The 10,625-nt window shown below is 65.3% G+C and carries 10 protein-coding genes, 1 tRNA gene and 2 pseudogenes; 5 read left to right on the top strand and 8 right to left on the bottom strand.

Annotated features, from left to right (window positions below; translation table 11 throughout):
* Both Adu01nite_RS47955 and Adu01nite_RS48955 read right to left on the bottom strand, forming a co-directional pair.
* Positions 1-428, bottom strand: a pseudogene (locus Adu01nite_RS47955) (hypothetical protein); the annotation flags it as partial.
* A 384-nt stretch (positions 429-812) separates the two neighbouring features.
* Positions 813-1,043: pseudogene (locus Adu01nite_RS48955) on the bottom strand (tetratricopeptide repeat protein); the annotation flags it as partial.
* 183 nt (positions 1,044-1,226) lie between these two features.
* On the opposite strand from Adu01nite_RS48955, the gene Adu01nite_RS26965 reads away from it, so the two are divergent.
* The 3 genes from Adu01nite_RS26965 to Adu01nite_RS26955 all read left to right on the top strand — a co-directional run bounded on the left by Adu01nite_RS26965 (position 1,227) and on the right by Adu01nite_RS26955 (position 3,037).
* A tRNA-Leu gene (locus Adu01nite_RS26965) sits at positions 1,227-1,311 on the top strand.
* Positions 1,312-1,451: 140 nt separating this feature from the next.
* The gene (locus Adu01nite_RS26960; RefSeq protein ID WP_203730527.1) at positions 1,452-1,976 is read left to right on the top strand and encodes a hypothetical protein; all 525 of its coding nucleotides are present in this window, start codon (positions 1,452-1,454) and stop codon (positions 1,974-1,976) included.
* Positions 1,973-3,037 (top strand): tyrosine-type recombinase/integrase, encoded by a 1,065-nt coding sequence (locus tag Adu01nite_RS26955; protein ID WP_239132728.1) that lies wholly within the window; start codon positions 1,973-1,975, stop codon positions 3,035-3,037. Before Adu01nite_RS26960 ends, Adu01nite_RS26955 begins: the two co-directional genes overlap by 4 nt.
* 132 nt (positions 3,038-3,169) lie before the next feature.
* Here Adu01nite_RS26955 and Adu01nite_RS26950 read toward each other — a convergent pair whose 3' ends face one another.
* The 5 genes from Adu01nite_RS26950 to Adu01nite_RS26930 all read right to left on the bottom strand — a co-directional run bounded on the left by Adu01nite_RS26950 (position 3,170) and on the right by Adu01nite_RS26930 (position 6,293).
* Complete coding sequence (locus tag Adu01nite_RS26950) at positions 3,170-3,607, bottom strand: site-specific integrase (RefSeq protein WP_203730525.1); 438 nt, start codon at positions 3,605-3,607, stop codon at positions 3,170-3,172.
* 425 nt (positions 3,608-4,032) lie between these two features.
* A complete protein-coding gene (locus Adu01nite_RS26945; RefSeq protein WP_203730523.1) occupies positions 4,033-4,512 on the bottom strand; it encodes an SHOCT domain-containing protein in 480 nt (159 codons plus the stop codon).
* Between the two features lie 149 nt (positions 4,513-4,661).
* Positions 4,662-5,021, bottom strand: a complete 360-nt coding sequence (locus Adu01nite_RS26940; protein WP_203730521.1) for a hypothetical protein — start codon at positions 5,019-5,021, stop codon at positions 4,662-4,664.
* The gene (locus Adu01nite_RS26935; protein ID WP_239132727.1) at positions 5,005-5,469 is read right to left on the bottom strand and encodes a prefoldin domain-containing protein; all 465 of its coding nucleotides are present in this window, start codon (positions 5,467-5,469) and stop codon (positions 5,005-5,007) included. Before Adu01nite_RS26935 ends, Adu01nite_RS26940 begins: the two co-directional genes overlap by 17 nt.
* Positions 5,466-6,293: an IS5 family transposase gene (locus tag Adu01nite_RS26930; protein ID WP_203730519.1), complete on the bottom strand. Its 828-nt coding sequence runs from the start codon at positions 6,291-6,293 to the stop codon at positions 5,466-5,468. The genes Adu01nite_RS26935 and Adu01nite_RS26930 overlap by 4 nt, the downstream gene beginning before the upstream one ends.
* 824 nt (positions 6,294-7,117) lie before the next feature.
* On the opposite strand from Adu01nite_RS26930, the gene Adu01nite_RS26925 reads away from it, so the two are divergent.
* Both Adu01nite_RS26925 and Adu01nite_RS26920 read left to right on the top strand, forming a co-directional pair.
* Positions 7,118-8,317 carry a phosphoribosyltransferase-like protein gene (locus tag Adu01nite_RS26925; RefSeq protein WP_203730516.1) on the top strand — a complete coding sequence of 400 codons (1,200 nt, stop codon included), beginning with the start codon at positions 7,118-7,120 and terminating at the stop codon, positions 8,315-8,317.
* A gap of 189 nt (positions 8,318-8,506) precedes the next feature.
* Positions 8,507-9,655 carry a reverse transcriptase family protein gene (locus tag Adu01nite_RS26920; RefSeq protein ID WP_203730514.1) on the top strand — a complete coding sequence of 383 codons (1,149 nt, stop codon included), beginning with the start codon at positions 8,507-8,509 and terminating at the stop codon, positions 9,653-9,655.
* A gap of 116 nt (positions 9,656-9,771) precedes the next feature.
* Here the strand turns inward: Adu01nite_RS26920 and Adu01nite_RS26915 are convergent.
* Positions 9,772-10,625 (bottom strand): recombinase family protein (locus Adu01nite_RS26915; RefSeq protein WP_203730512.1); only part of this gene is annotated, 854 nt, incomplete at its 5' end.

The following is a 10,625-nucleotide window of genomic DNA, read 5'->3' as shown; positions in this document are numbered from 1 at the left end:
GCCGTCCAACTCTGCGGCGCGAAGCTCGGCGGCGGCGCCGCTTCCGACGTCCAGCCCTGCTCAGCAGCGCTGTCCGGCACCGGGCTGTGAGGCGCCGGATTCAGCGGTGCCGGGTGCTGGGCCTGGGGTCCCGGGTGCTGGGCCTGGGGTGCCGGGTACTGGGGGACCTGGGCCTGGGGTGCCGGGTTCTGGGAGGCTTGGACCTGCGGCTCGGTTCGGGGCGTGATCGTCGGATGGGCCGCGGTGGCCTCCTCGATCGGGTTGATCGCCGGCCGGGTGGAAGCGTGCGGGCTGGTCCAGACCTGCTGGTTCTCGGGAGACGGCGGCGCGACCGTGCTGCCGGTTCCGGGTGCCGGGTCGACACGGGGCTCGCGGGGTGCCGGGATGTTCGGGTTGATCACCGGCAGGACCGCGGTCACGTCGCTCACGCCCTGGTCAGCTACCGGACCCGGGCCGGGGCCGGGGCTGACGTTGAGCGGAAGCGGCGTGGTCGGTTCGTCGCCGTGCACCGGTGGCGAGGACTGCCAAGGGTTGACGCTGGGCGCGGGAGGCGGCCCAGGCCAGGTTTGCGGTTGGGCCGCGGTGAGACCGCGTACATCTGCCTGCTGATCTTGCCCAAGGTAAGCCCGCGCCCGCGCGACCGCCCAATGCCCCCCACCCAGCGCGGCAGGCCCGAACTCAGCCACCCGCCCGAACGCTTTGCGAGCTTCATGCCGATTGCCAAGCTCCTCGGCAACCACCCCGATGTCGTGGGAGATCTCCACCATGAGCGCATCGGAGTCCCCAAGCCGCCACGACCCAGCGGCATAGGCTTCCTCAAGCACCCGCCGGGCGCCCGCAGGATCGTCCGCTTTCTGCAAGACGGTGCCAAGCTGATAGGCAGTGCGAAGAACGTCAGGATCATCCTCAGAAAGGTTGACTTTCCCAAGTTCCACGGCACGCTCCAGCACCGCCCGAGCACCCGCAAGATCGCCAGAGTCAGCAAGCTCTTGCGCACGCTGCCAAGCAGGACTGAGCGGAGACGGCTGCGACACGCGAGCCATGCTGCCCGGTACGTCCCCCAGACGCCAGGCCGGGCCCCAATGCCCAGCTTTATGCCCCGAAATGTCCCACCCCCACCCTCCCTGCAACCCCATGTTGGGGCCGTGTACAGTTCTCTCCTGTGCGGCTCACCGAGCCGCCGATACTCACCTGAGCTATCGGCGGTGAAACAGGCTGCAATGCAGGTCCGGGTGGCGGAATGGCAGACGCGCTAGCTTGAGGTGCTAGTGCCCTTTATCGGGCGTGGGGGTTCAAGTCCCCCTCCGGACACGTTAGACAGTGCTGTTACCCAGTTTACGGCGTCGATAGACGTCCTGAACTGGGAAAACAGTGACATTGCCGGTATCGATACAACCGGCTTGATCCCCAGTGACACCGACGCCGAACCCGGCGACCGATGCACTGATGCGATGACCCACTCTCTTGACGCTGCGCACCGCGGTCGCGTGATCATCGATCGGCTACGCCCGCGGCAGGCGATGCGCCCGGCCCCGTCGGAGCACCCGGATGACGTCTCGGATACCGACGCGGCGGTCCTGGATGCTGCGCCCATCGGGGCGGCGGTCAGGGTCGTAGCGCTGCCGGCGGTGCCGGTCATCACGCCGTGGCTGTTCGACGTGGTCACGCTCGACGGCGGTGGCCGGTTCGTCCCCCGCGACGCCGTCGACGTGTTGCGCTGGCGCACCTACACCGACGTGGCGTTGCGCATCACGGCCGATCACCGGGTCACCGCGACCAAGGTCACCCGTCGTGCCAAGGCCGCGGCCCAGGCCACGGTGGTGAGCACGGACGGGCGGGGCCGCCTGTGCCTGCCGTCCGCGCATCGGACGTGGCTGGGCGTCGAGCCTGGCGACCGGGTGCTGGTGGGCACGAACCGCCGATCCCAGCAGCTCGTGTTGATGCCGGCGGCGACTCTGGCGGGAGTGCTGGCATGAGCGCGGACGCCAAGACCTTGCAGGCGATGCTGACACTGCTCGCCAACGCCGGCATCACGCCGGACGACCTACAGGCCGCCGCCAGCCAGGCCGACTCCGGCGCTGTCTCCACCGTTCCCACCGTCGCGCAGTTCGTCCCTCAGGTCGCGGAGGTCACCTCCCCCACCACGCGGCGCACCTACGGGACGTATTGGAAGCTAATGGTTGCCATGATCGGCACCCTGGGGCTGGATCAGGTCAAGCCGATCGACATCGCCCGGGTCGCCGCCACCGCACGGGACAAGTCGGTGCAGCGGCGCAACGGCCGTGGTGGGGTCGGCGCGCAGGAGAACGCCATCTCGGCGATGCGCGTCATCTTCCGGCACGCGGTGGCGAACAAGCTGGTCGGGGAAAGTCCAGCGTTGGCCGTCCCGAAGCCCCGGCGCAAGAAGAGCACCCGCCGTGGCCTGTCGGACGACGAGGTCTTCCAGGTCTGGGAGGTCGTCGCGTCCGGGGGCGACGACCCGGAGCTGGACGCGCTGCTGCTTCGCTTCTTCCTGGAGACCGGTGCCAGGCGCGGCGGTGCTCTAGGGCTACGCCTGCGTGACGTCAACACCGACCGGCAGCAGGTGCGGCTGTTCGAGAAGGGCGACACGCAGCGCTGGCAGCCGATCTCGGCGACGCTGCTCGACGCGCTGCTGGCGCACGCCCATCACCGCGGCGCACGGGACCCCGACGAGTCGGTGTTCCGTTACCGGGCCAAGGCCGGGGTCGCGGTGGGCCGGCCCCTGACCCGGCGGCGGTTGAACACCCTCGCGGACCGCATTCAGGAAAAGCTGCCCTGGGCCGGTGAGCTGGGCGTGTCGCCGCACTGGTTCCGGCACACGGCGGTGACCGCCATAGAGCGCATCGCTGGGTATGCGGTCGCCCGGGCGTTCGCGGGCCACACCGCCGAGAACGGCGAGGCGACCAACACCTACATCAAGGCGCAGGAGACCGAGGTGGCGCAGGCGGTGCAGACGATGACCGGCGAGAGCCATCCGCTGGCCCGGCAAGCGGAGCCCGATGGCCGACGAACCTGACAACACCGGTAGGCCGACACCTGGTCAGCAGACGTAACAGCAGCACCACGCAGAATCCAGCGGGCGCGGTTCCCTCACGGGGCCGCGCCCGTTGCTGCTGGCACAGCACCGAGTAAACCTCACGTCGAAGAGCTACGATCCAGCGATGCCGCCGGCCTCCTGCTTGAGGCCTGCCGGAGTAGGCCAGAAAATGGCTTCAGCTTGCTGAATCCGCTGGTCAGCGGTCGGTGAGGAGGCTGCTATTCGCAGCTTCGCGGTCTGCGTCGGCTGGCAAGCTGTACGCCCGTGTGGCTTCGAGCCGAGCATGTCCCATGAGCTCGGCGACCAGGACGAAGGTCGTGGCCTTCGCGGACCAGGCGGGTTCCGAATGTGGCGTAGGACGTGGCAGCCGATGAAGTCGGCGGTGAAGTCGGCCTCATCTGCGATGGCGGGCACGATGTCGTGGGCGCCGCGGTCGGAGAGTCGACCGCCGCGCTGGTTGAGCAGCAGCGCGGGGCTGTCGGCGCCGGGCCAGGCTGGTCGTTCGTCGTTGATCCAGAGTTCCAGGTATTCGTGCAGCCTGGTGTGCACGGGGGATCTCTCAGAACTCACGGTTCTTGCCGGCCCGGACGGTGATCACGCCTTTGCGGCGGCCAGTTGCACGTGGTCGAGGTCGAGGTCGACGACTTCGCCTCGTCGAGGTTCCCGCCCCGGTCGGCGCCCACCCGCGTCAAGATCGGAGCGTTGCCTCGGCACCTTTGTTGTCGATCATCGCCATCACCATGAGTAAACACGAGGTGGAGGCGGCGTCACCTCGGCAGTTCGCTCTTTTTGCTTGAGCGGATGCGGGATCAGCAAGTCGACCGAGTGCCGGTGCGGGGTCGCAGGTGCCTGCACCGGCGTTCAGCCCAGGCTCGACGGTTGCCGTCGGGCCGGACTAATGCTGCTACGGCGGATCACCATCTTGAGCGATCCCTGCACGTTCGGTGATCGGAGCGAAGACTGCCGCTTGAGTGTCAGAGGCGCCCGAGCAGCTCGGCCTTCTTCGCCGCGAACTCCTCATCCGTAAGGATGCCGGCGTCGCGCAGCGAGGCCAGCTTCTCAATCTGCCCAACAACATCCGGCTGAGCCGCCGCCAGGGCCGGCGTTCCCTGCGTGCCTCGCTGGATCACAGAGGAGGCGAGGTCCAAGATCTTCTCGGTCACGCCGACCTGCGCCGAAGGCTCCGAAGACTTGGCCTGCGCGGAGGCATCGGTCACGACCTGCCGGCCCTGGAGTAGCACGGAGAAAACCGTGAACAGCTTCTCCGGCAACTCGAGGACGGACTGATTGCCGTCGGCCCAGTTCAGACGGACTACGCGCGGGGGCTTCATAGCAGCCCCGAGGCTTGCACCGACAGCCCTGCCGATCCGCCCGGGCAGAGCAGCCGTCGCGGCAGCCCGGCCCATGGCGCCGACGACACCTTCCTTGCCCGGAAGTTCCTCCCACTCGAGCACGGTTTCGGCGTTGAGCTTGTACCGCTTGAAGGGATTGTACGGGTGTGGGATGGTGAGTCCGCCTTGGCCTGAGAGGGCTATATGTTCGCTTATGGCCGTTTGAGGGCTTGAGTTTTTTGAGGGTTTCGGTGTGGTGTCGCCGCTGGAAGCTATCGAGGTTGTTCGGTGATGTCGCTGATCGCGACCGGTTCGTCGCAGTGGGGGCACAGGCCGCCGCGGTCGAGGCGGGTGCAGGGGGTGTGGCAGTCGTGGCACCACTGCTGGGCGAGGTAGCGGGTGTCGCAGCGCGGGCACTGATAGACGGTGCCGGCTCGTCGGCCGGTGCCCGGCGTGACGGCGGCGGGGACGGGTCGCGGTGGTGGGTGCCGGGCGCGCCAGGCGGCTTGGCGGCAGGCGGGGGTGCAGTAGGTCTGGCGGCGGATCGGGGTGAACGGTTGCCGGCAGGTGGGGCAGGTCGCGGTCCGCTCGGCGGGGATGTCGTTACGGATGTCGTTACGCGACGGTGGCATCGGCGGGCCCGGCCGTGCTCGGGGCCAGGTCGAACAGGCCGGGCCGGTCCTCGGTGAGCACGCCCCGGGTGACCAGGCGTTTGAGTTTCGCGCGCAGGCTTTCGGTGTGGTTGGCAGTGGTGGCGATGCCGAGGGCCAGGCAGATGTCCTTGGCGCGTAACGGGTACTCGGCGGTGCCGAGGACGGCGAGGATCTGCTGGTAGGTGGGGTTCGGCGGCCTGGTATCGGCGTTCTGGGCGCCGTCGTCGGGGTGCCCGCCGAGCCGCAGCAGGGTCGTTCGGGTGGTCGCCAGGTCGGCCAGCTCGCTCTCCAGCACGCTCAACTGCTGCGACAGTGCGCTTATCTGCTCGCGGAGCTGGTCCGCGGCCAGGCCCGCAGTGGCCTCGCGGGCGGTGATCGCCTCCAGGATCGGTGCCGGGATCGGTGCGGGGATCGGTGCCGGGTTCACGTGTCCCGCCAGCTCGCCGTGGCGGTGCCGGTGAGCCGGCGGACCATGTTCGCGGTGGACGCCCACCAGGTGTGTGACTCGCTGGAGGCCTCGCGGATCTCGTACTCGCGCACCAGGCGGCGGTGCAGCATCAGGGTGCCGTTTATCTGCTCGACGATCCACCGCTTGGCGATCGGCACGAACCCGGCCCGGCTGTCGGAGCGTAAGACCTGTTCGACGTCGATCCCGTGCACCGCGCCGTGGATCGCGACGTCGTCCTTGAATCCCGCATCCACCCAGGCTTTGGTCACCGTCGGGGCGTGTGCGACAACCCGGTCGATCAACTTCACGCCGATCTGGTTGTCGGTGGCCGAGGCCGCCATCACGACCACCGCGATGATCAGGCCCAACGCGTCCACGGCCAGGCCCCGTTTCCTACCCGGCACTCGTTTACCCGCGTCTTTTCCCGTCGTGGCGGCCGGGACATGGTTCGCGGCGCGCACCGACTGGGTGTCCAACGCGACCGCGGACGGGTCCTCGGTGCGGCCGGCCTTCTCCCGCACCTGGCACCGCAGCAGATCATGGATCACCTGGTCGGTGCCATCGTCACGCCACAGGGCGAAGTAGTAGTAGACCGCCGAGTACGGCGGCAGGTCATGCGGCAACAGCTTCCACTGGCAGCTGGTCCGGTTCTGGTAGAACAGGGCGTTGATGATCTCCCGCAGGTCATAGCGGCCCTCATGGCCCGACGGGGACGGACGTTTCGCCTTCCACGCCTGCAGGAACGGATCGATCAACGCCCACTGCGCGTCGGTGAGATCAGTCGAGTACGCCTTACGCCCCATGACCAGGACCAACGCGCCACCGGGGCCCGGGTGTCAGCCCACCCACTACGTTCACGACATCGAGCGACGCCGTAACACCCGAAAAAATACTAAAAGACTACTCAATACGTGAGACAGGCATAAGTGCACTTATAGCCCTCTGACTGGAAGGTGGCGCGCCGGGCCCCGCGTTCTGCATACGCTGGCGGAGCCGCACGCAACGCGCGCAATGCCCTACGACTGTCTGCAGAGGCAGCCGGCATTCGAACTTGTTTCGATAGGTACTCGATCGCCGACCACATGGAGTCAGACATGCAACCAAGCTAACTGGCGCCCCGTGTCTTCGCATCAGGCTTTCGTACGCGTCAAGCAGGGGAGGCGGCGTATGCGACTCGCTGCGAGATCAGACCAACTTCGGCAGGAGTTCAGCGATGGCGGCGCTTGTGGCCAAGAGCGACGTCCTCAACGCCGGTGAGAACCTTGTTTCCGTACTCTCGGTCGCCACCTTGCGGCGGTGTAACGAGGGTTCAGCAAGATGGCGCGGACTGCGATGCTTTTGTATGCCCGGGTGTCGATGCGGGCGCATGCCCGGTCGTAGGCAGACGGGCATGGGCATCGGAAGCTGCCTTGAGCCAGCCCGCGCGATCGAGGTGATCCCAGCGTCGGCGACGTATCCGGCGAGGATGTGCTCCACAGCCGGGGCGGTGATCGAGTAATGTTCGTAAACAGCTTGCCCTCGACTCCGCTGGGATTCGGGCGCCGCCCGCCGTCGGCGAGCTGTCAGCGGTAGCGCGGTTCCTCGCCGAGGAAGCATACATAGGCTTCGGACATCGTCAGGTGAACAAGTGGCCGTACGTCCAAGCGAGACCCTTCAAGGCAGTCGATGGCTGGCGAACTTTGCCATCGATGAACGGCGACCAGCAACGTTGTTGATCGACAGCCTCAGGGTAATCTCTTCGTCGGACTTTCGAATAGCTGTGTCGAACGCTTTGGATGCTGCAATCAACGAGCTTCCGAAACCTGTGGGTATTTACCCAGTGCGGGAATTGCCGAACGGTAATTCGAGTCAGCTACTGCCACTAGAACATCCGTACGCCGCGATCCCGGGCAGCGAAGGTATAGTCGGAAACATCATCCGAGAGGCCGCCGGCAGGAGACCTAAATTTAACCGAGCGGCATCCTACGACTCACTGGACAAGTTGCTGCGGCACAAGGTGCGAACTGTACTTCTCGTGGACGACTATAGCGGGACCGGCGACCAGATCGTCAAGTACGTCGGCGAGTGGACGCGCCACCCGACGATCAAGAGCTGGCACTCCTATGGGCTGATAAGGATTCATGTCCTCCTGCTTGCGCCTTCCGCGCATGCGCAAAGGCGCTTAGAAGATCACCGTTATGTCGAAAGTGTTCGGTTCGTGGAACGAGGACTAGGGTTTGATACCGCGCCGTGGACGAAGGAAGAACGGGAATCAGTTGAGGCGCTATGCCGGAGATACGCGTATAGTCCTGGGTTCTCCCTCGGATACGGCAAAACACGTGGCTTGTTGACGTTGCATCACACGGTTCCGAACAATCTTCCGTGCATTCTCTGGCAGACTACGTGCCCAAGAATCAGCGATTGGAAACCGTTGTTCGGAAATCGCAGAATGTCTCCTCAACTACAAACAGAGATTGGCGACTACAGATTGGAAACGGACCCGAGGCGAATTGCCGCGATCATCCGGCAAGAACGTCTCGGTGAAGTTCTCGATGGTTTGTCGAACCCGACTACTCGGAATCTCCTTCTGACCCTCGGCGCTGTTGAGAGCGGACACCGCGATCCGGTGGGACTCAGCGGACTACTTAGCCTCAGCCTCGAAGCCATCCGGCGGATCTTGGAAGCTTGTCAGGATCTGAGGCTGCTGGACTCGACCGGCCGACTGACGGACGAGGGCCGCATGGAACTACGCCGTGCCCGCAATCGCCCTCCGACACCTCGGCCGGAACTGCTAGCTGTAGGTGACCAGGCGCCATATTATCCTCAGAGGCTGAGGGGAGCCATGTGACATCTAGATCCGAGTCGGCCCGTCGGGTCGACCACGGCTGCGGGCAAACCGCGGTGCGCAAGCGGGTCGTGGGTTTACTGCGACTCCGTTCAATCTCGCGTTCGCGTGGGTCGCGAAGGCGCTGCATCCTCGGCGCCTCGGCGCACCTTCGCGACCATGCTGCCGCGCGAGAAAGGAATCCAAAGGTAGATGACGACTGGCTCCCCTCACCTCTACCGGCGTGAAGGCAGGGCGCGTGGCAAGCCCGAGGCCCTGCTCGATGCCGCGCTCACGCAGACTCAATCGGTCGAGGCCAACGGGCTCGCTGCGGTTCTCACGCTTAACCACCTTGCAGTGCGCACAGGTGTTTCCTACAACTATCTACGGGGCATCGTCGAGCGCAAGTGGGACCCTTACGACGATATCGTCCTCAAGCGTCGGAACGGGCGGGGGATGCGTCCGATCTCTGCTCCGCATTCGCCGCTGATGAGAGTCCAACGTTGGATTCTCCATCGAATCGTTGACCGAGTTCCCGTCCACGCCGACAGTTACGCGTACCAGGCCGGCTCATCGATTCGCTCCTGCGCAAGTCGACATGCTGGGGCACGATGGCTGGTCAAGCTGGACATCAGGAACTTCTTCGAGACCATCGACGAACGCAGGGTTTACACAGTTTTTCATAAAGCTGGATACGTCCAGCTTGTGGCACTCGAATTGGCCCGGCTGTGCACTCGCTCGGCAGCACACGCCAGCCACGTCGACAGCCATCGCTTCCTAAGCAATATGAGAGACCGCGTAATCAGCCCATATAGTCAGGCGGTGCTCGGGTTTCTCCCTCAAGGGGCTCCGACCAGCGGCGCTCTAGCGAACCTCATCTTTTATGAATTAGACACCACATTTTCTCGTATCGCGCAGCTCGAGCGGATGGTATATACGCGCTACGCCGACGACCTTACATTCTCGACAATCGAGGAATTTAGTCGCAGCCAGGCAACAAGCCTGATCCGTGAGGTAGGCACGGAACTACGTCGAGCCGGATTCTCCTTGCATGAGAAAAAGACGCGAATAGTGCCGCCAGGCGCTCGCAAGGCCGTACTTGGCTTGCTAGTGGACAACAACAAGGTTCGACTCAACCGCATCGTGCGCGGCAGAATAACCGATAACGTGCGTGGTGTCGAGAAGTTCGGGCTCGCGGCGCACGTCGCTCACCGACGGTTCAGTTCTCTTGACGGATTCGTGCGGCACGTGTCCGGGTTGCTGGCGTTCGCAGCCGACGTTGAACCGGAGTGGGCGCATGCTTTAGGAGAACAGTGGCGCACCGCACTCCACGCGAATAATTGGTCAGAGCCTTCCTTCTGACCTTGGATTCAACGTTTTATTCACAAGATTCTGGCAAGGGCTTACAGCAGGACCGCCAGTTCTCTGGCGACGATCAACGTGTGAATATCCCTCCGGACACGTTAAACCCCACGAGGTTATTCACGTTTCGGCGTGAAGCCGAGTGGGGTTCTCTGTTTCTGGGGCTGAGCAATTAACGAAGTCGGCGGCAGCGACCCGCGACCACGCCGCCGGCCGACCGCCGGGAACGGCAACATCAACTGCACCGGCCCGCTCGGCCCCGGATCTCGCTCCTTCCCCTCCTCGGGTATCGGCGCCAGCGCCAAGCCGTCAAGCTCACCGCTGGTGAGCGGGCCTTCGTCGATGGATGCCGAGAGGGCGGCCTCGATCGCCACGGTGCCCCACCCGCAGACGATGACCAGGTCGCTCGCCCGCAGGAACGCGGCGAGATCGTCGGGCGTCTGCAGGAACGCGAGATCAGTGGTCCAGGCTCGCAACCGGTAGAAGACCTGGCCCTGCGGCCAGTACACCCCCTTCACCCCGACCTCGGACCGCGGATGAGCGCCCGTGCGGCCATGCCGGCAGCGATACGCCGGCTTCTCATGCACCCAATGCGCCACCAGCCTTCGTCCGCACACCCCGCAGATCAACAGGCCGGTGAACGCATACCGCCGCACCGGCCAATCCTGCGGCCTCGCCGCCGCGGTGATCCGCTGCGCCGCCGCGAAATCGTCGTCCGACACCAGCGCCGGATGCGTGCGCTCCACCGACACCACCCAATCCGAGCGTGCATTCCACACCCGCACTGGGCCCGTACTCGATCGCCGGTCCCCCGGTACCGCCTCCCGATGATCGGTGTATTGCCGATTCCATACCTGCCAGCCCGTGTAGCGCGGATTTGCCAGGATCGCCGCCACCGTTCGCACTGACCACACTGTGCGGCGTCGATGCGGATTTCGCGCCTGGTCGTACACGGCCGGCGACGGCACCC

The sequence above is a fragment of the Paractinoplanes durhamensis genome, from assembly GCF_016862175.1.
Taxonomy (GTDB): domain Bacteria; phylum Actinomycetota; class Actinomycetes; order Mycobacteriales; family Micromonosporaceae; genus Actinoplanes; species Actinoplanes durhamensis.
This window is presented reverse-complemented; position numbering and strand designations above follow the sequence as displayed.